The following is a 25,239-nucleotide window of genomic DNA, read 5'->3' as shown; positions in this document are numbered from 1 at the left end:
CCCCGGTCCAGCTTCCCGGCCTCCCGCCCCAGGACCCCCTCCCCTCAGGGCCCCCTAGGGGATGTCCCCGTCATACCAGGGAGGGACGGCCAGGACCGGAGTCGTACGCGGCGGCGAAGGAGGTTCGGTCCGCAGGCCGATGCTCCCCTTATGCCTGCCGATCCACCATGGATACATGAGCGCAGCAACCATCACCCCAGGCCCCGGCCGGCCGGGCCCGCCCGGCGCCACCCCCGTCCTCGGCAGTCACCGCCACCGCCTCGGCGACGCCCTGCGCGCCCTGAAGGTGTTCGCGGGCGCCGCCTTCGACGTGGTCATCCTCGGCGAGTACGGCGAGGAAGCGGGCGTACGCCGTAAGTGACGGCGCCGGTTCACCGTGCCGACCATGCGGGGGACTTGCTGTGCTCAGCCCTCCGCCAGGAGTTCGTCCGCGTCCACGATCCGGTACGCGTAGCCCTGTTCCGCCAGGAAGCGCTGGCGGTGGGCGGCGAAGTCCTGGTCGATGGTGTCGCGGGCGACGACCGAGTAGAAGTGCGCCTGGTGGCCGTCGGACTTGGGACGCAGTACCCGTCCGAGGCGCTGGGCCTCCTCCTGGCGTGAGCCGAAGGTGCCCGACACCTGGATGGCGACCGTCGCCTCCGGCAGGTCGATGGAGAAGTTCGCGACCTTGGAGACCACCAGCACGCTGATCTCGCCCTCACGGAAGGCGTCGAAGAGCTTCTCGCGCTGGGCGTTGGAGGTCTCCCCCTTGATGACGGGCGCGTTCAAGTGCTCGCCCAGCTCGTCGAGTTGGTCGATGTACTGCCCGATGACGAGGATCTGCTGGCCGGCGAACCGGCGGACGATCGCCTCGGTGACCTTCCGCTTGGTCTCCGTCGTCGCGCAGTAGCGGTACTTCTCCTCCTGCTCGGCGGTGGCGTAGGCGAGCCGCTCGGAGTCCGTGAGGTTGACCCGGACCTCCACGCAGTCGGCGGGCGCGATGTAGCCCTGCGCCTCGATCTCCTTCCACGGCGCGTCGAACCGCTTGGGCCCGATCAGCGAGAACACGTCCGACTCGCGTCCGTCCTCGCGTACGAGGGTCGCCGTCAGGCCCAGCCGCCGCCGTGCCTGCAGGTCCGCCGTGAACTTGAAGACCGGCGCGGGCAGCAGATGCACCTCGTCGTAGACGATCAGCCCCCAGTCGCGGGAGTCGAACAGCTCCAGGTGCGGGTAGATGCCCTTCCGCCGGGTGGTCAGCACCTGGTACGTGGCGATGGTGACCGGCCGGATCTCCTTGCGGGTACCGCTGTACTCACCGATCTCGTCCTCGGTGAGACTCGTGCGCTTCACCAGCTCGTGCTTCCACTGCCGCGCCGAGACGGTGTTGGTGACGAGGATCAGGGTGGTCGACTTCGCCTGTGCCATGGACCCGGCGCCGACGAGCGTCTTGCCCGCGCCGCAGGGCAGGACCACGACGCCGCTGCCGCCGTGCCAGAAGTTCTCCACGGCCTGCTTCTGGTACGGGCGCAGCGCCCAGCCGTCCTCGTTCAGCTCGATCGGGTGCGCCTCGCCGTCGACGTATCCCGCGAGGTCCTCGGCGGGCCAGCCCAGCTTCAGCAGGGTCTGCTTGATCTGCCCGCGCTCGGACGGGTGCACGGCCACGGTGTCCGGGTCGATCCGCGCCCCGACCAGCGGAGCGATCCGCTTCGAGCGCAGGATCTCCTCCAGCACCGGCCGGTCGGTGGTGGTGAGCACCAGCCCGTGCGCCGGGTCCTTGCTGAGGGTCAGCCGCCCGTACCGGTCCATGGTGTCCGCGACGTCGACCAGCAGCGCGTGCGGCACGGGATACCGGCTGTACTGCACGAGCGCGTCCACGACCTGCTCGGCGTCGTGCCCGGCCGCCCGCGCGTTCCACAGCCCCAGCGGCGTCACCCGGTAGGTGTGGATGTGCTCGGGCGCCCGCTCCAGCTCCGCGAACGCCGCGATGGCCCGACGGCACTCGTCGGCCTGCTCGTGGTCGACCTCCAGGAGCAGGGTCTTGTCACTCTGGACGATGAGCGGTCCGTTCACGAACGTATCCCTTCCGCACGGCCAAACATCCAGTGTGCCGCATGCCCCGACGATCACCGCGGGCGCACTCGGGCGGCCGTGGCTCCTGCCGCGTAGCGTGGGAGGCGGAGATGAGGGTCATGACCGGACAGATATTGACCGAGGTCAGCGCCGTTGTCGCGGCCGAGCGTGCGGCCGGTCTCGTTGCGGCCTACCGCGAACTCGTCACCGGCCCGCTGCCCGACGGGCTGGTGCGCACCGAGCTGCTGAGCGGGCCGGACGGGCGCTGGCGCATCCAGACCCTGTGGCGGGACCGCGCCGCTCTGGACGCCATGCGCGCCGGCCCGGAGCCACCGGCGGCGCCGCGCCTCTTCCGCGAGGCGGGTGCCGACCCCGAACTCGCGGTCTTCGAGGTCGCGGCCGGTCACGTCGCGCCGGTCGAACCGGGCTGATGCGGTCCGACGGTGGCAGGACGAGCGCAGGACCCGTCAGTCGGCGGCGAGTTCCGCCACCCCCGTGACCCGGTGCAGCGGATACGTCCGCACCTCGTCCGCCGTGTGGTCGTACGCCGTCACGAAGCCGCCCTCGACTCGGATCGGGGCGATGACGCGTTGGCTGGCGGCGCCCTCGGCGTTGACGTAGCCGATCCAGAGGGCCTCACCGGTGAGGACGGCGGCCTGCATGGTGGCGAGGGTCTCGGCGGGGGTGGTGCGGGGGAGGTCGCCGGTCGGCGACGTCGACGGGGTCTGCTTGCGGGGGGTGGTGGAGGCCAGATCGCCGGCCCGGATCGCGCGGATCGCCGCCGCCAGGAGCGTGGGGTCGGGGGTCGGCGGGCCCTCCGGGACCGGCTCGGGGGCGGTGCGCGGCGGGGTGCGGTGGGCGTCGGCGCGGGTGATCAGGACGTCGCCCTCCGCCGACTCGGCGGCCGGCGCGAAGCCCATCGCGCGCAGCCCGTCCAGAAGGGTCGCCGGGTCGGCCTGGGTGGCGAGGACGGTGGGCGCGAGGCGGCGCAGCCGCAGGGCCGCGGCGCGCTTGTCGGCCATGATCTCGTTGAGCATCGTGTCGTCGTCGCAGCGGACGTACGCCGAGGCCGCGCCCACCCGCAGATGCCCGTGCTTACGGGCCACGTCGTCGATCAGATAGGTCAGCGGCTGCGGTACGGGCGTGCGGGAGTGGGCGCTCAGGAAGGCGTGCAGGTCGGTGGCCGTGCGGCCCGCGTCCAGAGCGCGCCGTACCGAACCCGGTGTGAAGCGGTACACCGTGGCCCCGCCCTTCGACTCCACGTCCGCCAGTACGTCCAGCATGTCGGCCAGCGGGCGCTTCAACGGGCCGGGGGCCACCGCCGTCAGGTCCGCCTGCAGCAGCACGTGGTCCAGGGGTTCGGGGAGGAGCGGGGCGAGGAGACGGACGGCCGCGGCGGAGGCGGTGGCCTGTTCGGTGGGGGAGAGGGGCTCCACGGTGAGCGGCACGTGGTGCACGGGGAGCTTGTCGCCGGGGCCCTCCTGCGCGGGCTCGGCGTCCTTCGGCGCGGGTGAAGGCGCGGGCGCCCCGAGGAGCGCCCTGCCGTGTGCCGACAGCGCGCCCCGGCCCGTCACGCCCAGCATCTCCGCCTCCGACAGCGTCCAGGTGGCGAGCCGTCCGCGCAGGTCGTCGCTCTGCTGGGGGCCGCGCAGGGGCCGCTCCCAGCGCAGCCGGGCGAGGACGGACTCGGCGGACGGCGAGGCGCCCTCCGGCAGCCCGGCCAGCAGGCTCAGCACCCGGTGCCGCACCTCCGGGGCCGCGGAGCGGTCCAGGCCCGGTCCCAGCGCCGACAGGGTGCGTTCCTTGGCGTCCCGCCCCCCGACGACGCCCGCCGTCCGCGTCGCCGTCAGCCACGCCTGCGCCAGCTGCGCCCAGCGCTCGGCGGCCGGCAGCTCCAGCCACTCGTCGTAGGCCGGGGTCGCCGCATACCGCTCGTCGGCCTCCCCGTCGGAGGCCAGCAGCCCGGCCGCGTACGCGAGCTCGACCCAGAAGGCGGCGACGGGCTCGGACACGTCGAGGGCGACCGCCGTGCGCTTGAGGTCACGCACGCTGAGGCCGCCGGCCCGCAGCACCGAGGGCCCGCCCTCGTCCCAGTCCTTCAGCAGCTCCTCCACCGTCGCCAGCGCCGTGTACGCCTGCCCGGCCGCCGTCGTGTCCACAACCTGTGGACGGTGCGTGGCCGTCACCTCCAGGGCGGGCGGCAGCGGCTCGACGGCACGATGCGCACGGCCGTCGCGCAGGTGCAGGGCCACTTCCCGGGGGAGTACGACGGTCCCGGGTGCCGTCGGCAGCAGCAGCCCCCGGTCCAGGAGCCAGCGCAGCCGGGGCGCCGGATCGGCCGTCACCTGCCCGTACGGCGGCCCCCACACCAGGCGGTCCAGCACCTCGCGGGACTCCGGGGGCGCCTCGGCCAGCAGCGCGGTCATCCGGGCGCGGTCGCCGAACAGGGCGGTCAGCGAGGCCACGGCGGAGACCGAGTCGTGCGTCGAGGGCAGCCCGACCGCGGTGACGATCTCCTGGATCCGGCCCGGCGACATACCCGACGTCGCCTCCTGCACCGTGGGCCCGAGCCCCGTCGGCGACGGGTGCTGCGGCGACGGCGCGAGCAGCTCACGAGCCGTGCGCACCAGCCGCAGCCGGTCGTCGCCGCCCCACACCAGGGCCTGCTCACGCAGGGTGCCCAGGGCACGGGGGAGCGACGCTACGACCGCCGGGTCGCCCCCGTCACCGCCCATCAGGCCGAGCAGTTCCTCGTACCCGGCCGGATCCGCGGCCACCGCCAGCGCCTCGGCCGTCTGCAGCGCGAAACGGTCCAGACGCTCCAGCGCCCGCACGACCGACGCACGGGTGCCGGCGCGGGTCGCCAGCTGGGTGAGGTCGGTGGGGACGGGCGTGATGAGGTCGGGGCGGGCGCGCAGCAGTGCCGCCAGGGAGGCGTCGTCCCTCGCGCGCAGCGCCTCCGCGAGGGAGCGTGGCGGGTTGGCCGGGGTGCTCATCCGACCCACGGTAGCGGGTTGCCTCCGGCGGTTGCGCGGAGCAGGTGCGGGTGAGTAGGGGCTCGCGTCCCTGGTGGCTCCGCCCCCAGACCCCCGTCGGCCTGAACGGCCTCGTCCTCAAACGCCGGACGGGCTGGATGTGGCTGAACCGGTCTCGCCCCTGCACGCCGGACGGGCTGGATGTGGCTGAAACCGTATCGACGACATGCCGCCCACCCTCGACGGCGTCGAGAACGGCAGCTACCCGTACTGGCAGACCGAGTACGCCTACACCTACGGCGAACCGCCCGCCGACTCCGCCGCCGCCTTCCTGCGCTACCTCACCGATCAGGGCGGCAAGGACGTGCTGCGCCAGTACGGCAACCGCCCCTGCTCGGGGACCCGATACCCGCTGGTGTGCCGGCCGACGTGACCCGCGGCCTGCGCTACCGTCGTCACGGGAAGTACCACGGGAAAACAACGCACCCACCCCAAAGGGGACTTCGTGGGTATCGAGAGCGACAAGGTCGTCTACGAGTATCTGAGCCGTGTCGGCGACGTGGCGCAGCAGCGGCAACTGCCGTCCGCCGCACGCATGCGCCTGGTCTCGGAGCTGCGGGGCGAGATCGACCGGCGCCGGGCGAAGGCCACCGTCGACAGCCCCGCCGCGGTCCGCCGCATCCTCTCCCGGCTCGGCACCCCCGACGAGGTCGTCGCCGCGGCCGGAGGCACCGCCTCGGCATCCGAGTCGACCCCCACCCACGTGCCGGTACAGCGCGAGGACGAACCGGACGACAGCAGGCGCCTGCCGAAGAGCCTGCGCCGGGCCGTACCGCGCCCGCGCCCCGCGGAGCCCGCCCGGCCCGAGACGATCGCCCCCTCCCCGCCGCACCTGGCGAGCGCCGAGGAACTCGGCAACAGCGCCACCCAGCCCGACTGGTGGCGGGTCGACAGCACCCCCTTCGGCGAAAGCGTCCCCGGCTTCACCGGCGGCGTGGAGATCCCGGACCTGCTCAGGCCACCGCGCCCGAAGGAACTGGAGAAGGAGCCGCCGGCGGCCGTCGAACAGGTCCCGGAAGCCGAGGAGGAGACGGCACCCGAGGCCGCCGCCCCGCGTCGCCGCCTCGCGCTCCCCGTCGGCGGCTGGAGCAACCCGCTCCTCCTGATCGCCGCCGGCCTGCTCGTCGTCGGCGCGATCCTCGGCAACTGGTTCGCCCTGCTCCTCGGCTGGCTCATCGCCTACGCCTCCCGCCGTCTCACCCGCACCGAGTCCAAGTGGGCGGTCATCGGCATGCCCGCCCTCGCCGTCACCTCCGGGCTCATCTGGCTCTGGGGCAGAAACACCGGCCGCTGGGGCACCCCCATACCCCAGGGCCACATGAACGAGGCGCTCGCGGAGACATGGCCCTGGGTGGTGAGGGGCGCGGCCATCCTGTCGGCACTCTTCATCACCTGGCGCTCACAGAAGCGCCCTTAAGGGGGCGCCGGCATCGCCGCTGTTCACCGCTTGGCGCCCACAGCAGCGGCTTCAAGGGGCGCGGGGAACTGCGCGACAAGCCCCCACACACCCGTAGCCGCCAGGCAACCAGCAGGACCGAGCTACTAGGCACAATGGCCCATATGGCCTACACAACCCCGCTCCCGCCCACCGTCGGCTTCGACCTGGACATGACCCTCATCGACTCCCGCCCCGGCATCCACGCCTGCTACCTCGCCCTCTCCGAGCGAACGGGAACGTACATCGACGCCGACCTGGCCGTCACCCGCCTGGGCCCACCCCTCGCGGACGAGCTCATCAACTGGTTCCCGCAGGAACAACTGACGGAGATGGCCGACCTGTACAGGTCGATGTACCCCACGATCGCCATCGCCGCCACGCCCGCGCTGCCCGGCGCCCGCGAGGCCATCGCCGCCGTACAGGCGGCCGGCGGACGCGCCGTCGTGGTGACGGCCAAGTACGAGCCGAACGCCAAGCTGCACCTGGAACACCTCGGCATCCACCCCGACGAGGTCGTCGGCGACCTGTGGGCCGAGCAGAAGGCGGAGGCGCTGCGCGAGCACGGCGCCGGGATCTACGTCGGCGACCACATCGGCGACGTACGCGGCGCACGCAAGGCCGACGCGCTGTCGGTGGCCGTTGCGACCGGACCGTGCAGCGCGGAGGAGCTGAGCGCGGCCGGGGCGGACGTCGTCCTCGGGGACCTCACGGAGTTCCCCGGCTGGCTCGCGGACTACCGCCCGGCGCGGGCCTGACGGCGGCCCGCCGCGATCGACCGCAGCACTCCGGCGCCGGCGATCAGGAAGCCGACCCCCATGAGCATGCTCAGTCCGAACATGTACGTCGGAAATGGCTTCGCGTGCAGGAACAGCGGAGCCACTGTGACGAGTGTGGCCAGGGCACCGAGGAAGAACACGATGGCACCGGCACGGATCAGTCGGTCACCGGGCTCGGCGGAATTCGTTTGGGTTTTGTCACGCACCGGACCAGGGTAGTTCCCTGCGCGAAGGAACAACCCGGCGACGTCTTGTCACCGGCCTGAAGACCATTAGCCTTGGTACCGGCGGGTCCGCGGCGACCCGCCCGAGTGCTATCAAGAGCCGTTTCCGAAGCAGTTTTCCGACGAGTACGAGGACGAGGACAGACGTGCCTACCGGCAAGGTCAAGTGGTTCAACAGCGAGAAGGGCTTCGGCTTTCTCTCCCGCGACGACGGCGGCGACGTCTTCGTCCATTCCTCGGTCCTCCCCGCCGGAGTCGAGAGCCTCAAGCCGGGCCAGCGAGTGGAGTTCGGTGTGGTCGCCGGCCAGCGCGGCGACCAGGCACTTTCGGTCACCGTCCTGGACCCGACCCCCTCGGTGGCGGCCGCCACCCGCAAGAAGCCGGACGAACTGGCCTCCATCGTCCAGGACCTGACGACCCTCCTCGAGAACATCACCCCGATGCTCGAGAAGGGCCGCTACCCCGACCGGGCTTCCGGCAAGAAGATCGCGGGCCTGCTGCGCGCGGTCGCCGACCAACTGGACGTATAACCCTCAACAATTCCTGTTTCCGCTACGGGAATTCGAGCGCATCCGGGCCGAGGGGCGGCACCAGCCCCTCGGCCGCCGCACGAGTGAGCAGTCCCCGTACGGCCGCATAGCCGTCCACGCCCAGGTCGTGGGTGAACTCGTTGACGTACAGGCCGATGTGCTGGTCGGCGACGGCCGGGTCCATCTCCTGGGCGTGCTCCATGACGTACGGGCGGGAGACCTCCGGCTCGTCCCAGGCGGCCCGTACCGACGAGCGGATCGACTCGGCGAGGCCCGTCAGTGCCTCCGCCCCCAGCGACCGCTTCGCGATGATCGCGCCCAGCGGGATCGGCAGCCCGGTGGTGTCCTCCCAGTGCTCGCCCATGTCGGCGAGCTTGTGCAGGCCGTAGTTCTGGTACGTGAAGCGCGCCTCGTGGATGACGAGCCCCGCGTCGACCTTCCCGTCCCGCACGGCGGGCATGATCTCGTGGAACGGCATGACCACGATCTCGCCGACGCCGCCGGGCACCGTGTCGGCGGCCCAGAGCCGGAACAGCAGATACGCCGTCGACTTCTCGCTCGGGACGGCGACGGTACGGCCCGTCAGATCCACCTCGGCCTCGCGCGTGAGCACCAGCGGCCCGCAGCCCCGGCCCAGCGCACCCCCGCACGGCAGCAGCGCGTACTCGTCGAGGACGTACGGCAGCACCGCGTACGACACCTTCAGGACGTCGAACTCGCCGCGCTCGGCCATGCCGTTGGTGATGTCGATGTCCGCGAAGGTCACATCCAACGCGGGCGCGCCCGGGATGCGGCCGTGGGCGAGGGCGTCGAAGACGAAGGTGTCGTTCGGGCAGGGGGAGTACGCGATCTGCAGGGGCTGTGCGGGGTGTACGGGCTCACTGGTCATGCTGGTTCCAACTCTCCAGTACGGGCGCAAGCTTCCCGAAGGCCTCCGTCAGGGCCGTCAGGGCGTCGCCGATGCGCCAGGCGGCGCGGTCGCGCGGGCCGACCGGGTTGGAGACCGCGCGTATCTCCAGCACCGGCACCCCGTGCGCGGCGGCCGCCTCGGCCACCCCGAAGCCCTCCATGGCCTCGGCGAGGGCGCGGGGGTGGCGGGCGCGCAGGGCGGCGGCGCGCTCGGCGGTGCCGGTCACGGTGGAGACGGTGAGTACGGTGCCGGTGGGCGCCCCGGTCGCGGCCGCGAGGTCTCTTACGAGTGCTTTCGGCGGACGATGGGTGACGGTCCCGAAGCCGAGCTCCGTCACCGGGACGAAGCCCTCGGGCGTCTCGGCGCCCAGGTCGGCCGCGGTGATCTCGTCGGCGATCACCAGGGAGCCGACGGGGGCCTCGGGCTGGAAACCGCCGGCGATTCCGGCGGAGACGACGAGGTGGTAGGGGGTGCCGCTGAGGGCGGCGGTGGTGAGGGCGGTCGCGGTGGAGGCGGCGGCGAGCGCCGGGCCCACACCGGCGGCGATCACCAGGTGGCCCTCGCCCGTGAACGCCCGGGCCACCGCGTCCCGTTCGACGGGAACCGCGGTGGCCACGAGGACGCGTACGGAAGACACGAAGGATCCGGCGGGCTCGGCAGGCGGGGTCAGTCGTTCTTCTTGAGCTTGAAGGACCACAGGCCGGTGACCGCGTTGCCGCTCTTCTTGCCGTCGCCGGCCTTGATGGAGACCAGGGTGGAGTTGCCCTGGGCGCCGTACTGGGCGTTGAAGAAGACGCTGCCGGGGATGGTGCGGTAGGTCTTGTCGCTGTCCTCGGTCAGGGGCTGACCGTTCAGCAGGATCGTCCACCGCTTGTCGGCGATCTTGGGGTCGACGCCGAAGCGGACGGTGTCGTCGGGGTCGACCTTGATGGACTTGATGTCCTTGTCCTTCAGGCACTTCGCCAGGTCCGCGGTCTGCAGGGACTTGCCCTCGCCGCCGCAGGTGGCCTCCGCGCTGACGGAGGAGCGGCCGACCGTGATGGTGGACAGCGGCGTCGGCTTGTCGCACGCCGACAGGACGAGCAGTCCGGCGGAAACGGCGCCGGCGGCGGCGACGGCGCGGCGGCGTCGCACAGCATCGGATTGCATCGAGGTCATGGGCGAAGGCTATAGGGCGTGTCCGACGCTCCCTTTACCTGGGGGGCGGCGTGCCTGTGTGTTACGCCACGCGAGGCTTCGACGCGCCCCCGTGCCGGGCCGAGCCGAGCAGCCCGCGGACCGTGGTGGCCCAGCCGAAGGCGATCACCGCGGCGGCCAGGGACAACCCCGCCGCGCCGTTGAGCGGCATCACGATACCGATCGCGCCGCCCAGCACCCAGGCCATCTGCAGCATGGTCTCGGAGCGGGCGAACGCCGACGGGCGCACCGTCTCCGGCACGTCCCGCTGGATCAGCGCGTCCAGCGCCAGCTTGGCCAGGGCCTGCGAGAACCCGGCGAACGCGGCGAGACACGCCACCAGGAACGCGCCGAAGAAGATCGCCGCCGTGATCGCCACGCCGAGCACGATCGGCAGCACCGAGACGACGATGACCTCCGGCGCCCGCTGCCGCAGCCACGCCCCGACCGCCGTACCGAGCGCGTTGCCCGCGCCCGCCGAGACGGCCACCAGGCCCAGTGACACCGCCGCGCTCTCGCCGGTCAGCGGATGCTCGCGCAGCAGGAAGGCGAGGAAGAAGGTCAGGAACCCGGACAGCCAGCGCAGGGCCGCGTTGGCGCCGAGGGCGTGGGTGACCGCGATACCGACGGTCCTCAGGCCCGGCTTCTTCACCGGTTTGATGTGCGGCCCGTGCAGATGCTGCTCGTCCGCCGCGAGCAGCGCCGTGTCCTCGCCCTTGGCCGAGTCCACCTTCGGCGCCAGCGAGAAGGACAGGAACATGCCCCAGATGTAGATCACGAAGGCGCCGTACAGCGGCCAGCGCGGACCGATGGCATGCAGCCCCGCCCCGATCGGCGCCGCGACACCGGTGGCGAGCAGACCGCCGAGCGTCACCCGGGAGTTCGCCTTCACCAGGGAGAACTTGGGCGGCAGCAGCCGGGGCACCACCGCGCTTCTGACCACCCCGTACGCCTTCGACGCGACCAGCACGCCCAGCGCGGCCGGATACAGCTCCAGGCTGCCGCCTGCGACGGCCCCGGCGATGATCAGCGCCAGCAGCGCCCGGGCCAGCATCGAGCCCGCCATCGCGGCGCGGCGGCCGTGCGGCAGCCGGTCCAGGAGCGGGCCGACGACGGGGGCGAGGACGGTGAAGGGCGCCATGGTGATGGCGAGGTAGAGCGCGACACGCCCCCGCGCCTCGTCGGTCGGCACGGAGAAGAAGACGGTGGAGGCGAGGGCGACGGTGACCATGACGTCACCGGCACCGTTCACCGCGTGCAGTTCGATCAGCTTGCCGAGGCCCGACTCACCGGCGCCGTGCGCATGCGTGGCCTTCCTGATCCCGCGGGCCGTTCCGGTCACCGGGAAGTGCAGCGCACGGCCGACCGCGCGGACGGACCCGACGAACCGGCCCGAACCGCCACCACGACTGCTGCCCCTTATCCCACCGGCCCTGGTGGCCCCTGGGGGCGTCCTTGCGGCTGCCACTCCGTCATAGTGCCCCGAGAAACCTGTGTGTAGTGCGGTTACCGCGCGTATGGGCGCGTAGTTCCTCTGCTTTTCCCAGGTGCATGCCAGATAGTTGCCCAGCCCGCGGGGGGAAACCTCCCGTCGGTGTAGGCCGAGCGGTCGGGAGAAGGTAGCGTGCGTAGCGCGTCGTGGCGAACGTTCTCGGCCGCGCGCCTCTCGGACATCCCGCAGAATGGATGCATGAGGTGCGCCCGAGTGCGATCGGGCGCGGACGTCGACGCGGCCCTCCGGTCCGCTCCGTCCGCACCCACCGCCTTCAGGCCGGCGCACCCGAGTGACGGCGTAGGAGAGAAGCGATACCTGTGAGCGCAGCGACAACGCGAAGCCGCACCCCTGACCGCCTGTGCGCCGAGGCCGTCGACCTCGCCCGCGCCGCCGCCGAGGAGGCCGCCGCGCCAGGCGTGGTCGGCGAGCATGTCGGGCTGGAGTCCGAGGGCGACCGCGTTGTCACGCACTTCTTCGAGTGCAAGGAACTCGGGTACCGCGGCTGGCGCTGGGCCGTGACGGTCGCCCGCGCCTCCCGAGCCAAGTTCGTCACGCTGGACGAGGTGGTCCTCCTCCCCGGCCCGGACGCGCTGCTCGCCCCCGAGTGGGTGCCGTGGAGCGAACGCCTGCGGCCCGGCGACCTGGGCCCCGGCGATCTGCTCCCGACCGACGCCGAGGACCTGCGCCTGGAGCCCGGCTACACCGGCGAGGAGGAGCCCGTGCCGAACTCGGCCGTCTCCGAGGAGATGGCCGAACTGGTGGAGGCGGAGGACGCGGAGGTCACCGCGGGCGCCCCCGCGACCCTGCCCGCCGTCCCCTCCCGCGGCTCCATCGCCTCGGTCGCCGAGGAACTCGGCATGCGCCGTGCCCGGGTCCTGTCCCGCTACGGCCTGCATGTCGCCGCGGACCGCTGGGAGGAGTCGTACGGCGCCAAGACGCCGATGGCGCAGGCGGCACCGGCGTCCTGCGTGAGCTGTGGCTTCCTGCAGCCGATCGGCGGTTCACTGGGGCAGGCCTTCGGCGTCTGCGCCAACGAGTTCTCCCCGGCGGACGGCCGGGTGGTGTCCCTGGCCTACGGCTGCGGAGGCCATTCCGAGGCGGCGGTCATGCCGAAGCCCCCGCAGCCGGCACCTCCGGTGATCGACGAGACGAGGGTGGATCCGTTCCCCCTGCGGCCGGCCCCGGACTCGGGCTCCGTACCGGTGCTCGCGGACGAGGATGCGGCGGAGTTGGGCCACTCGTAGTCGGCCGGGCTGTTCAGCCCTCGGATTCCGTGCCGGTCCTGTCCTTGTAGAGCGGCAGGCCGTCCGTCGGGATCGTCCAGTCGCCGATGGTGACGTCCTCGCCGTAGACGAAGTCCTTGCGGGTCGCGTAGCGCGGGCCGTCGGGGGTGGAGTGGATGTCGGTGAGGACGGCGCCCTCGCCTGTACGAGGGTCGAAGATCGCGTAGACCGGGATGCCGATCAGCGGGTAGTCCCGCATCTTGGTCACCCAGTCGTTGTCGGGGTTGGAGCGGGAGACGACCTCGATCGCGGCGATGAGAGTGCGGGGGTCGAAGGAACCCGGGACGTCCATGTCCACCATGGCGATCACCATCACGTCAGGGCGGCGCATGATGCCTTCGGACTCGTCCTCGACATCAGGTTCGCCCGTGTGGGCCACGTTCTCTTCGGGCATCACCTTCTCAAGGCGCCGCCGGAGGTGCACAGTGGTCAGCTCATGTGGGCCGACGGGCGCCATCATGTCGTGAACGATCCCTTCCTTGGTGATTTCGAGCTTGCCGGGCAGGGTGTCGTCCGTGGACTGAACGAAAGCTCGAATGGCCCGGTACCGGTGGGAGGCGCCCTGTCGCGCGTCGTCCGGGGCGATGGTCATGGCGCTCGCTCCTCGTCGTCTGTGCCCAGGGGCAAGGATCGTCGCTCTCATGCTAGGCGGCCTCCGGGAGATCGGGTCGGCAACGGCGGCAGCGGCCGGGGCGAGGTGCGCGGAAGGCGCGGTCGCAACCGTCGCAGTTCTGCAGTGGGTGGCGCTCGGCGGGCGGCGAAGCAGGCGCCCGGAAGGGTGGCGGCGGCAGCTGGGCCGCGAGGCGGTGGGCCAGGAGGGCGGCCGGGCGGCACAGGGGCTCCGACGGCAGGTCTTTGATCAGGGCTTCGCGTACGGCTGTGGGTGTCACGTCCCGTTCCAGCCAGGCCGCGACGCCGGGGGCGAGGTGGGCGGTGTCGCAGGTGGAGAGGAGCAGGCGGGGGTCGTGGCGGTGGAGGCCGGCGAGGAGGGCGGCGGCTTGCTGGAGGAGGGCGGGGGCCGGGTAGCCCGGTTGCGGGACGGCGGGGAGGGCTTTCTTGCGGGGTGCCGGTTTCTTTGTCGGCGTGGGGTTCGGCGGCCGCTGTGCGGGGCTGTGGTCGGCCCGGCGGTGATGGCCCGGCTGGTTGCAGGAGGTCGTGCGGGTGATGATGCGGCCGCTGGGGAGGCGTTCGCGTTCGCGGCGCAGGTAGCCGTGGGTTTCCAGTTCGTTCAGGGCGGAGGCGATACGGGTCCTGCCCTCGGGGAAGCGGGCGGCGAGGGTCTTGATGTCGACGCAGGACTGGGCCGGGAGGGACTGGATGTACACGGCCAGTCCGATGGCGAGGCCAGACAGGGAGGGGTGCTGGGCGAGGTGGTTGCCGATGACCGTGAAGCGGGTGGTGTGGCGGGTGTTGTCGTGGATCAGTCCGCCGCCGCCCGCGTGGGGGTGGTTTTTGCCCGCGTTACGGGACTGGGCGGGTGCGGGCGCGCTAGGGTTTTGGGTGTCCATCGGGAAGGGTCTGACTTCCTTGGTGGTCAGGCCCTCGCATTGGGATGCCAGTCCCGGCGAGGGCCGTTGCATGTCTGGGGCATGTCTGCGGTTGCGTTGTGTTGCGATGTGTCGCGCTGAGCGTAGGGCAAGCAACCGGCCCGAAATCCAGCCGAGTTGGTGATGTTCACCCGGGCGGGTGAGGGGCGCGTCCGCGGCGGGAGGAGGGGTGGGGCTTGGTATGGGTCTTTTCACCATCGTGGTTCTTGGGGGAGAGGGCCCGTGTCACCGGAGTACGGGTTTCTGACGTCCGGTGGAGGTTCAGTTCCGCCCACACGGTCTTGCGCGGACGCGGCCCCAGGGCCGTGCCCCAGCGGTCGGCGAGAGCGTCGACGAGGATCAGCCCCCGGCCGGACTCGGCGTCGTTACAGGCGCGTTGGGCCTGCGGGAAACGGTCACCCCGGGTGTCGGTCACCTCGATACGGAGGGTGTCGGCGACGACGTACAACACGAGCCGGAAGTCCCGCCCGGGCACGCGGCCGTGCGTGGCCGCGTTCGCCGCCAGCTCGGCCACGATGTGCACCGCCGGGTCCAACAGGAGCCCCCAGGAGCGGAGTTGCTCGGTGGCGAGCAGACGGGCGAGGCGTGCTCCGCGGGGCGTCGGGGACAACAGGACGCTGAAGTTGCGGATGGGGGTCGCGGGTTGGGCCGTGGGGGCGGCGGTTTCTTGATTCACATCACTCAGCGTGGCGGTGCCTGCCTACTGTGAACAGTGACGACGCGGTTGCGTAGAGCGACTTTCCAGGGCTTGTCCAGGGTGTCCAGGCTGTCGGGACGGTGCGTACGGGGAAGGGCGTCGCGGCACGGTCGTACGACGGAGGGTGCGGATGTCGGTGGACGAGGTGGACGCGGGGCGGCTCAGGACCGAGGCGGACGAGCCGGGCTGGGAGGTGGACCCGGACGACGAGTGGGGCGTGGCCGTCATCGCCACCGTGGGACGGCAGTTGAGGTTGCGGCGCGAGGCGGTGGGGATGCGTGTGCCCGAGTTCGGCAAGGCGGTCGGGTACGGCGAGGACATGGTCTACAAGATCGAGGCGGGGAAGCGGATCCCCAAGCAGCAGTATCTGGACACGGCCGACGAGGTGCTGCGGGCGGGTGGGCTCATCGCCGCTACGTGGGAGGACGTGAAGAGGGTCCGGTATCCGAAGAAGGTGCGGGACTTGGCCGCGATGGAGGCCAAGGCGGTCGAGCTACAGCTGTACGACCCGCTGAACATCCACGGGCTGTTGCAGACACCGGAGTACGCACGGGCGCTGCTCCTGATGCGGCGCCCCGCATACACCGTGGACGAGGTGGAGCGGTTCATCGCCGCGCGCGTGGCGCGCAAGGCGCTCTTCGAGCGGGACCCGGCGCCCGAGGTCAGCTTCGTCCTGGAGGAGTGGACGCTACGACGTCCCCTCGGGGGGAAGTCGGCACTGCGCCGCCAGCTGGAACACCTGTTGGAGACCGGGCAGTTGCGGAACGTCGAGCTTCAAGTGATGCCGTTGGATCGCGAAGAGCACGCGGGACTGGCAGGTGGTATCGAGGTGCTGAAGTTCGAGGACGGCTCGGCCGTGGGGCGTTCGGCTGCTGTTGCCAACGGCCGCCCGGTCTCCGAACCCAAGCAGCTCCGTATCCTTGAACTGCGGTATGGCATCATCCGGGCTCAGGCGCTCACACCGCGTGAGTCGACGGCCTTCATCGAGCAACTGCTGGGGGAAACATGATCCGCAACACCTCGGCTGGGAACACCTCCGAGCTGGCGTGGTTCAAGAGCAGCTACAGCAGCAGCAGCGAGGGCGACTCCTGCGTCGAAGTCGCGCTGGACTGGTTCAAGAGCAGCTACAGCAGCGGCACCGATGGCAACTCCTGCATCGAGATCGCCGTAGCGCCCCGCACCATCCACGTCCGCGACTCCAAGCACACCCAGGGCGAGGGCCCCCGCCTCGCGCTCACCCCCCAGGCCTGGGCCCACTTCGTGCCGTACGCGTCCCGGAGCCACTGAGCTACGGTCCCCTCTCCTCGCGGTACCTTCGTCCCGACGTCGACGAGGAGAGTGAACGTGAGCAAGTTCGTGCGGCCGGCCCCCGAGGGAGCTGACCCCTTCGGTACCGCCCGTCTGCGCCGCGGTGTACTCGACGCCTGGGCCACCAGCCCCGCCCGCTTCCGCGAGGACGCCAACGCCGAGGAGGACCTCGTCCTCGGCGGCTACCGCGACCGCCTCGTCGTGGAACTCGCCCAGAACGCCGCCGACGCCGCGGCCCGCGCAGCCGTCCCCGGCCGCCTCCGCCTCACCCTCCGCGACGGCGTCCTCGTCGCCGCCAACACCGGCGCCCCGCTCGACGCGACCGGCGTCGAGTCGCTGTCCACCCTCCGCGCCTCCGCCAAGCGCGACGCCCACGACACGGCGGTCGGCCGCTTCGGCGTCGGCTTCGCCGCCGTACTCGCCGTCACCGACGAACCCGCCCTGGTCGGCCGCCACGGCGGCGTCCGCTGGTCCCTCGCCGAGGCCCGGGAACTGGCCGCCGACACGGCACGGCACAGCCCGGGACTGGGCGATGAAATCCGGCGGCGCGACGGACACGTCCCGCTCCTCCGCCTCCCCTTCGCCGCTGAGGGGACAGCCCCGGACCCGTACGACACCGCCGTCATCCTCCCGCTGCGCGACGCGGCCGCCACCGACCTCGCCGAACGCCTCCTGGGCGCGGTCGACGACGCCCTGCTCCTCGCCCTCCCGGGCCTCGAAGAGGTCGTCGTCGAGATCAACGGCGAACCCGCCCGCACGCTCAGCCGCCGCACCAACGGCTCCTTCACCGTCGTGGACGACTCCCGCAGCGGCACCACCCACTGGCGTACGTCCGCCGCCCACGGCCCCCTCACCCCCGACCTCCTCGCCGACCGCCCCGTGGAGGAACGCCTCCGCCCGCACTGGTCCCTCACCTGGGCCGTGCCCGTCAACGCCACCGACAGCACCCCCGCCCGCCCCCGCACCAGCGCCGTCGTCCACGCCCCGACGCCGAGTGACGAGCCCCTGGGCGTCCCCGCTCTCCTCATCGCCTCTTTGCCGCTCGACACGACCCGCCGGCACGCGGCCCCCGGCCCCCTCACCGACTTCCTCGTACAGCGCGCGGCGGACGCGTACGCCGAACTCCTCGCCGACTGGCGCCCGGTGACCGGGGGCATCATCGACCTCGTACCCGGCCCGCTGGGCAAGGGCGAGCTGGACGGCGCACTGCGCCAGGCGATCCTCGAACGCCTCCCGCGGACCTCCTTCCTGCCGCCCGCCGCCGAACCCGGCAAGGACCACGACCACGACCACGACTCCGATCTCCCGGAGTCCCTGCGCCCCCGCGACGCCGAGATCGTCGAGGGCGCGGGCCACGACACGGTGCAGGTCCTCGCCGAGGTGCTCCCGACCCTCCTGCCCGCCGGGCTCGAACGACGCGTGGAACTGCGGACCCTGGGCGTCGCCCGGGTCCCGCTCACCGACGCGATCGACCGCCTCGCCGGTCTCGAGAAGGAGCCGGGCTGGTGGCGGCGGCTCTACGACAGCCTCGCCGGCGTCGACCCGGACCGCCTCTCCGGGCTGCCCGTGCCGCTCGCAGACGGCCGTACCACCATCGGCCCCCGGCAGGTGCTCCTGCCCATCACCGACGCCGTACGCATCGACCCCGAGGTGCTCGCCCGCCTCGGCCTGAAGGTCGCCCACCCGGACGCGGCCCACCCCCTCCTGGAGAAGCTCGGCGCCCTGCCCGCGACCCCCCGCGCCGTCCTCACCACCCCCCAGGTACGGGCCGCCGTAGCCGCTTCCCTGGACGACGAGGGCGGACTCGACTGGGAGCAGAACGCGCCCGACGCCGAGGAACTGGCCGACACGGTGCTCGCGCTCGTACGGGACGCCGGTCTGGAACCGGGCGACGAACCGTGGCTCGGCGCCCTCGCCCTCCCCGACGAGGACGGCGAACTCGCCCCCGCCGGCGAACTCGTCCTTCCCGGCAGCCCCTTCGCTCAGGTCATCCGCGAGGACGAACTCGCAGCTGTAGACGCCGAGCTGGCCGACAAGTGGGGCGAACAACCGCTGGCCGCCTGCGGCGTGCTCGCCAACTTCGCCCTCGTACGGGCCACGGACGTGGTGCTGGACCCCGACGAACTGGAGCCGCGCGAAGGCGACTTCGCCGAACCCGACGACGCGGGCCTGCTGGACGCCGTGGACGTGTGGAGCGAGGACGTCCTCGACCGCTTCCCCGACACACCCGTACCGCCGGTCGCCACGGAGCTGGTCGCCGTACGGGACCTGGACCTGGTCGACGACGACAAGTGGCCCGAGGCCCTGGCCCTCCTCGCCCAGCCGCCCCTGCGTGACGCGTTGACCCAACCGGTCCGCATCCTCCTCCCCGACGGCACGCACGAGGTCGTACGCCCCTACACGGCCTGGTGGCTGCGCGGCCACCCGGTACTCGACGGCCGCCGCCCGGCAGGCCTGCTGGCCTCCGGCGGCGACTCCCTCCTCCGGGGCCTGTACGACGAGGCCGACGCGACGGGCTTCGAGGACGAGCAGGTGCTGCGGGCGCTGGGCGTACGCACTTCCGTCGCCGCCCTCCTCGACGAACCGGGCGGCGCGGCGGAACTGCTGGACCGCCTGGCCGACCCGGACCGTCCCGTCACGAGCGCCCAACTCCACGCCCTCTACGGTGCGTTGGCCGACCTCGACCCCGAGCAGGTGACCCTCCCCGACGACCTCCGAGCCGTCGTCGACGGCCGGGTCGAGGTGGTGGACGCCGCGGACGCGGTGGTCGTCGACTCCCCGGACCTGCTGCCCTTCACCGAGGGCGTCCCCCTGCTTCCGGTCCGCCCCGCCCGGGCGGCCGAGCTGGCGGAACTCTTCCAGGTCCGGCGCCTGAGCGAGTCCGTCACGGGTTCGGTGGACTCCGAGGGCACGGAACACGACGTACCGGACTCGGTACGGGTCCTGCTGGGCGCCGCCACCCCCGCCACCTACGTCGAACACGAGGAACTCGTCGTCGACGGCGTGGAGCTGGACTGGCGCCTGACCACAGACGGGGTACTGCACGCGGCCACCCTGGAGGGCGTCGCAGCAGGCCTGGCCTGGGCCTCCGGCCAGTGGCCGCGGCGCTTCGAGGTGGCGGCCCTGCTGGAGGACCCGTCCCGGACGGAGGAACTGGCGCGGGACCGGTGGTTCGACTGAGGTTGGCAGAACGACAGGGTCGCCCCGACGGAGAGCATCCCGGCGGGGCGACCCTCCCCTGTTTGCCTATCCCTCGATGTGTGCGTACATCGCCTCGTAGCGGGCGTACATGCGGCCCAGTCGCCGCCGGTCGTTCCGTACGTCCAGGAACTCCAGGGCGAGCGACAGCAGGTGCTCCACCGCCTGTCGGTGCTGGTCCGGGGTCAAGTGGTCCGGGTCCTTCCAGCCTTGGAGCTTCATGTCAGGGAACAGGTCCAGGAGCACGAGTTGATGCCAGTAGAGGTTGTTGCACTCGCCTCTGCGGACGACCAGCCACTCCGTGAAGCCGCGCAGCAGCCCACCTGATCTGCCGAGGTCGATCCCTGTGAGGAACATTGCCGTCGGGTAGTAAGTGCCGTTCAGGCCGAACCCCTCCGGCCGGTCGCGGATCGCCTCGATGAACTCCTTGTCGTTCACTTGCCTCCTAGAACCCGAAGTCGATCTTGTCTGCTCGTGCCCATTGTGATTTGTACTCGGCGATCGTCTCGCCGACCCGCCCGGTCCAGGCGTCGTAGACGCGGCCGTTGCAGACCACCACCACGTGGTGGTACCAACCCGAATCCTTGCCCCGATACTTGGGAAGGAGCAGTTCCTCTGTCGGCTTGATGGTGACGAGCTTGCCGCCTCCGAGGCTCTTCTTGATCTTCTCCGCGCAAGCCTCACAGCCGAAGGAGTCGGGGATCTCGGAGACATCCCGGGGTAGCCCCGGAACGCCGTGCTCCCCGCAAGGCACACCCCGGGACCGTGCAGCCATCATCTGCAAGGACGCCGTCCGGACGGACGTGGTCGACCGCAGTGGGGCCTTGTCGATGATCTTGCAGCCCCGCTTCAGCAGCTTCAGCTCGTCGTAGGCCCGCTCCAGGGCCTTCAGCTTGGCGCTGAGCAGGGCGTCAACTGCGACGCCCTTGCAGCTGTCGAAGTCCTTGTTCTGCAGGCACTTCTCGAAATTGCTGATGCCCAGGAGTTCCTTCTCGCCATTCCACAGCTGCTCCATGGCATCGCCGAACTCCTTGCCGTGCGCCACGATGTCGCACTCGATCTCCGAGTGCTGGCACCAGCGGGCGAAACCCTGCGGATCGCAGGGGACCAGGCTCTGCTGGCAGCGGTAGATGTCGGCAGGGCGTCGGCCGTCCTCGGTCCTCGCCTTCTCCTTGGACTCGACGGCAGCCTTACGTCTGGCTGCTTCCTCCTGTGCGTACTTCGTAGCCGCGACCTTGTACCCGTCCGTCGCCGACTTGAGCGCGGCGTCGGCGTCCTTGCCCGCCGCCGGCTCTCTCTACACGTACAAGCGGGACGCCGACGGCAACCTGGTGAACCAGAAGAAGTCGATGTGGCCGGACAAGACGTGGAAGAAGAAGCTCATCGCCACCGCCGACTTCACCGGCGACGGACGGGATGACATCGCCGCCGTCGCGTCCGACGGTGCGCTCCATCTCTACCCGGGCAAGGCGGACGGCACCTTCGACAAGGCGAGGTCGATGTGGCCGGACAAGAGCTGGGACACCATGCGCACCCTGCTCGGCGGCGACTTCGACGGCGACGGCAAGGCGGATCTGGCCGCGCTGTGGTCCAACGGAGATCTGCGCCTGTACGCGGGTGACGGCAAGGGCGCCCTCGCGGCGGGCAAGACCATGTGGCCGACGGTGTGACACACGGCCGCCCTCGAACCAAGCGCCTCGAGGGCGGCCGTTTTCCCTTGGCTCACCAGGGCTTCGTAATACCCGAATAAAAATCCGCATCAGTCGTACAACCTTGCACAACCGCCACGGATCTGACCCTCTGAGCCAACAGGCTCCACGATCACTTTCTCCACTTGGGGAACACATGCGCATACGTGCCACCGTGGCCGCCGTCTCCGGCGCCCTGGCCCTTTCCACCTTCGCCCTGCCGGCCGCCCACGCCGCCGACGCCCCGTCGTACAAGACGGAGGCCGCGAAGATTCTCGCCGCGCACGGCAGGACCGCCTTCAGCAGCAGCGCCGCCGCTGCGGACCTGGGCGTCACCTTCTCGAACCTCAAGATCGCCAAGGCGATCAAGGTCGGCACCACGAACCACGTCGCCGTCACGGTCACCTACACGCTGACCCACGGGGCGAACTACGACATCAACTCCAGCGACTTCGACAACGGCCCCCTCATCTACAAGGGCAGCTCGCTCAACAACGCGCAGAACGTGCTCGGCGGCGAGCTGCCCGCCACCTGCGCGGCCACCTCGGCCACGACCGCCACCTGCAAGGGCGACATCGACATCTTCCCGATCAACGAGGAGGGCACCGCCGGTGACCTGCTCAACTCGGACGCGGGTAAGTGGACGGCCGGCGCGATCGCGCTGCAGTACAGCACCGGGGACCACTCCCTGCAGGGCGACCTCGGCAGCACCCTCGTCCAGCGCAACTCCAGGCTGACGGTCAACGCCACCCCCGAGCCGGTGAGGAAGGGCAAGACCATCACCGTGGTCGGCAAGCTCTCCCGGGCCAACTGGGAGGACAACAAGTACCACGGCTACAGCACCCAGCCGGTGAAGCTGCAGTTCCGCAAGAAGGGCTCCAGCACCTACACCACGCTGAAGACCATCAAGACGAGCACCACGGGTGACCTGAAGACGACGACCACGGCCACGGTCGACGGCTACTACCGCTACTCCTTCGCGGGCACCTCGACGACCCCGGCGGTCAACGCCGCGGGCGACTTCGTCGACGTGCAGTAAGCACCCCACCCGCTAGGCGGGAAAGCGGCGGTCGACCACCCTCCACAGCAGTTCCAGGGCGACCGCCGCCACCGCCGCGATGCCGACCGCGACCCAGGGCATCGTCTCGCCGACCAGCTTCAGCGCGAAGAAGTGCTGGAGCTGCGGCACGATCAGTACGAAGAGGAACGCCACGCCCATCGAGGCCACCAGGGCGATCCGCCACCAGGTGTAGGGGCGGGCGATGATCGCCAGGACCCACATGGAGATCAGGAACAGGGTCAGTGTGGCGGCGCTGGTCTCCGCGTCCAGCTGGCCGGGTCCGGTGTAGTGGTGGCGGGCGATCAGATACGTCACGAAGGTCGCCACCGCGGCCACCACCCCGCCCGGGACCGAGTACCGCATCACCCGCCGTACGAAGTGGGGTTTCGCCCGTTCCCTGTTGGGCGCCAGGGCGAGGAAGAAGGCCGGGACGCCGATCGTCAGGGTCGACAGGAGCGTCAAGTGGCGCGGCAGGAACGGGTACTCCACCTGCCAGCACACCACCAGTACCGCCAGCAGCACCGAGTAGACCGTCTTCACCAGGAACAGGGTCGCCACCCGCGTGATGTTGCCGATGACCCGCCGGCCCTCCGCGACCACCGACGGCAGCGTCGCGAAGCTGTTGTTCAGCAGCACGATCTGGGCCACGGCCCGGGTGGCCTCGGACCCGGAGCCCATCGAGACGCCGATGTCGGCATCCTTCAACGCCAGCACGTCGTTCACGCCGTCGCCGGTCATCGCGACCGTGTGCCCGCGGGACTGCAGGGCGCCCACCATGTCCCGCTTCTGCTGCGGGGTGACCCGTCCGAACACCGTGCCCTTGTCGAGCGACTTCGCCATCTCCTCCCGCTCGGAGGGCAGGTGGCGGGCGTCCACGGTCGTGCCGGTCAGGCCCAGCTTGGCGGCCACCGCGCCGACCGACACGGCGTTGTCGCCGGAGATCACCTTGGCGCGGACGTCCTGGTCGGCGAAGTAGCGCAGGGTGTCCGCCGCGTCGGGGCGCAGCCGTTGTTCGAGGACGACGAGGGCGGTGGGCCTCGCCCCGTTCGCGGGCTCGGGATCGTCCAGGTCGCGGCCGGCCCGGGCGAGCAGCAGCACACGTAGGCCCTGCTCGTTGAGCCGCCCGGTCTCCTTGAGGGCCGGATCGCCGGCGGCCAGCAGCACGTCGGGCGCCCCCAGCAGCCACGTACTCGACTCGCCGTTGCCCTCGCTGAAGGTGGCACCGCTGTACTTGCGGGCGGAGGAAAAGGGCAGGGACTCCGTGCAGCGCCAGTCCTCGACGTCCGGGTAGGCGTCGATGATCGCCTGGAGGGAGGCGTTGGGCCGCGGGTCGGACTCGCCGAGGGCGCCGAGGACCTTGCGTACGTACGACTCGTCGGCGCCCTGCAGCGGCCTGAGCTCCGTGACGTCCATGCCGCCCTCGGTGAGGGTGCCGGTCTTGTCGAGGCAGACGGTGTCGATGCGGGCGAGGCCCTCGATGGCGGGGAGCTCCTGGACCAGGCACTGTTTTCGGCCGAGTCGTATGACGCCTATCGCGAAGGCGACCGACGTCAGCAGCACCAGGCCCTCCGGGACCATCGGGACGATGCCGCCGACCGTCCGCGCGACCGAGTCCTTGAAGCCGTGCTGTTTGACCACCAGCTGGCTGATGACCAGGCCGATCGCAGTCGGGATCATCATCCACGTCACGTACTTGAGGATCGTCGAGATACCGGTGCGCAGCTCGGAGTGGACCAGGGTGAAGCGGGAGGCCTCCTCGGCGAGCTGGGCGGCGTAGGCCTCGCGGCCCACCTTGGTGGCCTTGAAGGCGCCACCGCCGGCCACCACGAAGCTGCCCGACATCACCTGGTCCCCGGGTTTCTTGACCACCGGGTCGGCCTCGCCGGTGAGCAGCGACTCGTCGATCTCCAGCCCGTCGGCCTCGACGCACACCCCGTCGACCACGGCCTTGTCCCCCGGCCCGATCTCGATCAGGTCGTCAAGGACGATCTCCGGCGTGCTGATCGCGGCGGCCACCCCGTCCCGCCGCACCGTGGGCCGCGCCTCCCCGATCACCGCGAGCGAGTCCAGGGTCTTCTTCGCCCGCCACTCCTGGATGATGCCGATGCCGGTGTTGGCGATGATCACGTACCCGAACAGGCTGTCCTGGAACGGCGCGACGAACAGCATGATCAGCCAGAGCACACCGATGATCGCGTTGAACCGCGTGAAGACGTTCGCCCGGACGATCTCGCCCATCGACCGGCTGCTGCGCACCGGAACGTCGTTGACCTGCCCCCGCGCGACCCGCTCGGCCACCTCGGCCGCGGTCAGCCCCCGCGCCGGCACCGGAACAGGAACGGGGTGCACAGGGTCGAGCTCAGCGCCCGCGTCGATGTGCGTCATGCATTCGACGGTACGTGCGGATTTACGCCTTCACCCGCCGAGTGCCCGGAAGATCCGACCTGGGGAGGAGCCGACTCGTGCGGTGGTTGTACGTCCTACTCGGTCACGGGCTGTTCGGCCGACCCCGACTCCAGCGCCGCCGCCCGCTTGATCGCCGCGTCCCGCTTCCGGACGAACCACACGCCGTACAGCCCGAGCACGCCCCCCGTCAGGCACGTCCACAGCCACCACAGATGCCCGTGGTCCTCGAACCAGCCGTAGAAGGGAAGCTGCACCAGGAAGAGGACGAACCAGAGGATCGTGCCGCCGGTGATGGTGGCGACCACGGGGCCCTCAAGGGGCTCCGGCGCCTCGTGCTGGGGGGTCCACTTCGCCATGCGCACAGCTTACGAGGCGGATGGGTCTACGCGCGGAGATAGCGCCCTCGGAGTCGTATGTTC

The 25,239-nt window shown here is 71.1% G+C and carries 26 protein-coding genes; 12 read left to right on the top strand and 14 right to left on the bottom strand.

Translation table 11 applies throughout. The features are described 5' to 3' along the window. Positions 1–175 precede the first annotated feature (175 nt). Positions 176–361 (top strand): hypothetical protein, encoded by a 186-nt coding sequence (locus ACIBW9_RS24640; protein ID WP_181922421.1) that lies wholly within the window; start codon positions 176–178, stop codon positions 359–361. A 44-nt stretch (positions 362–405) separates the two neighbouring features. On the opposite strand, the gene ACIBW9_RS24635 is transcribed toward ACIBW9_RS24640, so the two are convergent. Continuing rightward, positions 406–2,049: a DNA repair helicase XPB gene (locus ACIBW9_RS24635; RefSeq protein ID WP_398958407.1), complete on the bottom strand. Its 1,644-nt coding sequence runs from the start codon at positions 2,047–2,049 to the stop codon at positions 406–408. Positions 2,050–2,168: 119 nt separating this feature from the next. Here ACIBW9_RS24635 and ACIBW9_RS24630 point away from each other — a divergent pair, with 119 nt between their 5' ends. Continuing rightward, positions 2,169–2,480, top strand: coding sequence for a hypothetical protein (locus ACIBW9_RS24630; protein ID WP_398958405.1), 312 nt, complete (start codon positions 2,169–2,171; stop codon positions 2,478–2,480). A 36-nt stretch (positions 2,481–2,516) separates the two neighbouring features. Here the strand turns inward: ACIBW9_RS24630 and ACIBW9_RS24625 are convergent, their stop codons facing one another. After that, entirely contained in the window at positions 2,517–5,045 is a 2,529-nt protein-coding gene (locus ACIBW9_RS24625) for a helicase-associated domain-containing protein (RefSeq protein ID WP_398958403.1), read from the bottom strand. Positions 5,046–5,250: 205 nt separating this feature from the next. Between ACIBW9_RS24625 and ACIBW9_RS24620 the strand changes: the two genes are divergently transcribed. From ACIBW9_RS24620 to ACIBW9_RS24610, 3 genes are all read left to right on the top strand, one after another. After that, positions 5,251–5,457 carry a hypothetical protein gene (locus ACIBW9_RS24620; protein WP_398958401.1) on the top strand — a complete coding sequence of 69 codons (207 nt, stop codon included), beginning with the start codon at positions 5,251–5,253 and terminating at the stop codon, positions 5,455–5,457. 72 nt (positions 5,458–5,529) lie between these two features. After that, positions 5,530–6,501 (top strand): hypothetical protein, encoded by a 972-nt coding sequence (locus tag ACIBW9_RS24615; protein WP_398958399.1) that lies wholly within the window; start codon positions 5,530–5,532, stop codon positions 6,499–6,501. Positions 6,502–6,644: 143 nt separating this feature from the next. Continuing rightward, a complete protein-coding gene (locus ACIBW9_RS24610) occupies positions 6,645–7,277 on the top strand; it encodes an HAD family hydrolase (protein ID WP_398958397.1) in 633 nt (210 codons plus the stop codon). Here the strand turns inward: ACIBW9_RS24610 and ACIBW9_RS24605 are convergent. Beyond that, the gene (locus tag ACIBW9_RS24605; RefSeq protein WP_030941140.1) at positions 7,256–7,504 is read right to left on the bottom strand and encodes a hypothetical protein; all 249 of its coding nucleotides are present in this window, start codon (positions 7,502–7,504) and stop codon (positions 7,256–7,258) included. The genes ACIBW9_RS24610 and ACIBW9_RS24605 overlap by 22 nt on opposite strands. 164 nt (positions 7,505–7,668) lie before the next feature. Between ACIBW9_RS24605 and ACIBW9_RS24600 the strand changes: the two genes are divergently transcribed. After that, a complete protein-coding gene (locus tag ACIBW9_RS24600) occupies positions 7,669–8,052 on the top strand; it encodes a cold-shock protein (RefSeq protein WP_351478168.1) in 384 nt (127 codons plus the stop codon). Between the two features lie 22 nt (positions 8,053–8,074). On the opposite strand, the gene ACIBW9_RS24595 is transcribed toward ACIBW9_RS24600, so the two are convergent. The 4 genes from ACIBW9_RS24595 to ACIBW9_RS24580 all read right to left on the bottom strand — a co-directional run bounded on the left by ACIBW9_RS24595 (position 8,075) and on the right by ACIBW9_RS24580 (position 11,606). After that, entirely contained in the window at positions 8,075–8,941 is an 867-nt protein-coding gene (locus ACIBW9_RS24595) for a 1,4-dihydroxy-6-naphthoate synthase (RefSeq protein WP_398958395.1), read from the bottom strand. Continuing rightward, complete coding sequence (locus ACIBW9_RS24590; protein ID WP_398958393.1) at positions 8,931–9,599, bottom strand: futalosine hydrolase; 669 nt, start codon at positions 9,597–9,599, stop codon at positions 8,931–8,933. Before ACIBW9_RS24590 ends, ACIBW9_RS24595 begins: the two co-directional genes overlap by 11 nt. Positions 9,600–9,628: 29 nt before the next feature. Beyond that, the gene (locus tag ACIBW9_RS24585; protein WP_398958391.1) at positions 9,629–10,120 is read right to left on the bottom strand and encodes a DUF2771 domain-containing protein; all 492 of its coding nucleotides are present in this window, start codon (positions 10,118–10,120) and stop codon (positions 9,629–9,631) included. Between the two features lie 61 nt (positions 10,121–10,181). After that, complete coding sequence (locus tag ACIBW9_RS24580) at positions 10,182–11,606, bottom strand: MFS transporter (protein ID WP_398958389.1); 1,425 nt, start codon at positions 11,604–11,606, stop codon at positions 10,182–10,184. Positions 11,607–11,950: 344 nt separating this feature from the next. Between ACIBW9_RS24580 and ACIBW9_RS24575 the strand changes: the two genes are divergently transcribed. Beyond that, positions 11,951–12,877 carry a DUF3027 domain-containing protein gene (locus ACIBW9_RS24575; RefSeq protein WP_398958387.1) on the top strand — a complete coding sequence of 309 codons (927 nt, stop codon included), beginning with the start codon at positions 11,951–11,953 and terminating at the stop codon, positions 12,875–12,877. A gap of 13 nt (positions 12,878–12,890) precedes the next feature. Here the strand turns inward: ACIBW9_RS24575 and ACIBW9_RS24570 are convergent, their stop codons facing one another. From ACIBW9_RS24570 to ACIBW9_RS24560, 3 genes are all read right to left on the bottom strand, one after another. Next, on the bottom strand, positions 12,891–13,508 hold the full coding sequence (locus ACIBW9_RS24570) for a Uma2 family endonuclease (RefSeq protein ID WP_398958385.1): 618 nt from the start codon (positions 13,506–13,508) through the stop codon (positions 12,891–12,893). A gap of 52 nt (positions 13,509–13,560) precedes the next feature. Further along, complete coding sequence (locus tag ACIBW9_RS24565) at positions 13,561–14,424, bottom strand: helix-turn-helix domain-containing protein (RefSeq protein ID WP_398958383.1); 864 nt, start codon at positions 14,422–14,424, stop codon at positions 13,561–13,563. A 166-nt stretch (positions 14,425–14,590) separates the two neighbouring features. Next, positions 14,591–15,139, bottom strand: coding sequence for an ATP-binding protein (locus ACIBW9_RS24560; protein WP_398958381.1), 549 nt, complete (start codon positions 15,137–15,139; stop codon positions 14,591–14,593). Between the two features lie 151 nt (positions 15,140–15,290). Between ACIBW9_RS24560 and ACIBW9_RS24555 the strand changes: the two genes are divergently transcribed. Genes ACIBW9_RS24555 through ACIBW9_RS24545 form a run of 3 tightly spaced genes read left to right on the top strand, consistent with a single transcriptional unit; the run spans position 15,291 to position 19,648 of the window. Beyond that, a complete protein-coding gene (locus ACIBW9_RS24555) occupies positions 15,291–16,169 on the top strand; it encodes a helix-turn-helix domain-containing protein (RefSeq protein WP_398958379.1) in 879 nt (292 codons plus the stop codon). Further along, entirely contained in the window at positions 16,166–16,447 is a 282-nt protein-coding gene (locus ACIBW9_RS24550; protein ID WP_398958378.1) for a DUF397 domain-containing protein, read from the top strand. Before ACIBW9_RS24555 ends, ACIBW9_RS24550 begins: the two co-directional genes overlap by 4 nt. A 57-nt stretch (positions 16,448–16,504) precedes the next feature. Next, entirely contained in the window at positions 16,505–19,648 is a 3,144-nt protein-coding gene (locus ACIBW9_RS24545; protein ID WP_398958376.1) for a sacsin N-terminal ATP-binding-like domain-containing protein, read from the top strand. Positions 19,649–19,714: 66 nt separating this feature from the next. Here ACIBW9_RS24545 and ACIBW9_RS24540 read toward each other — a convergent pair whose 3' ends face one another. Continuing rightward, entirely contained in the window at positions 19,715–20,104 is a 390-nt protein-coding gene (locus ACIBW9_RS24540) for a hypothetical protein (RefSeq protein WP_398958374.1), read from the bottom strand. Between the two features lie 7 nt (positions 20,105–20,111). Next, positions 20,112–20,711: a hypothetical protein gene (locus ACIBW9_RS24535; protein WP_398958372.1), complete on the bottom strand. Its 600-nt coding sequence runs from the start codon at positions 20,709–20,711 to the stop codon at positions 20,112–20,114. Positions 20,712–20,922: 211 nt separating this feature from the next. Here ACIBW9_RS24535 and ACIBW9_RS24530 point away from each other — a divergent pair, with 211 nt between their 5' ends. Together ACIBW9_RS24530 and ACIBW9_RS24525 are read left to right on the top strand one after the other, a co-directional pair. Further along, positions 20,923–21,336, top strand: coding sequence for an FG-GAP repeat domain-containing protein (locus ACIBW9_RS24530; RefSeq protein ID WP_398958370.1), 414 nt, complete (start codon positions 20,923–20,925; stop codon positions 21,334–21,336). A 175-nt stretch (positions 21,337–21,511) separates the two neighbouring features. After that, on the top strand, positions 21,512–22,393 hold the full coding sequence (locus ACIBW9_RS24525) for a hypothetical protein (protein ID WP_398958368.1): 882 nt from the start codon (positions 21,512–21,514) through the stop codon (positions 22,391–22,393). Between the two features lie 12 nt (positions 22,394–22,405). Here the strand turns inward: ACIBW9_RS24525 and ACIBW9_RS24520 are convergent, their stop codons facing one another. After that, entirely contained in the window at positions 22,406–24,799 is a 2,394-nt protein-coding gene (locus ACIBW9_RS24520; protein WP_398958365.1) for an HAD-IC family P-type ATPase, read from the bottom strand. A gap of 95 nt (positions 24,800–24,894) precedes the next feature. Further along, positions 24,895–25,176 (bottom strand): DUF2530 domain-containing protein, encoded by a 282-nt coding sequence (locus tag ACIBW9_RS24515; protein ID WP_398958363.1) that lies wholly within the window; start codon positions 25,174–25,176, stop codon positions 24,895–24,897. Positions 25,177–25,239: the final 63 nt, after the last annotated feature.

This window comes from Streptomyces sp. NPDC049541 (assembly GCF_044465725.1).
Classification (GTDB): Bacteria; Actinomycetota; Actinomycetes; order Streptomycetales; family Streptomycetaceae; genus Streptomyces.
This window is presented reverse-complemented; position numbering and strand designations above follow the sequence as displayed.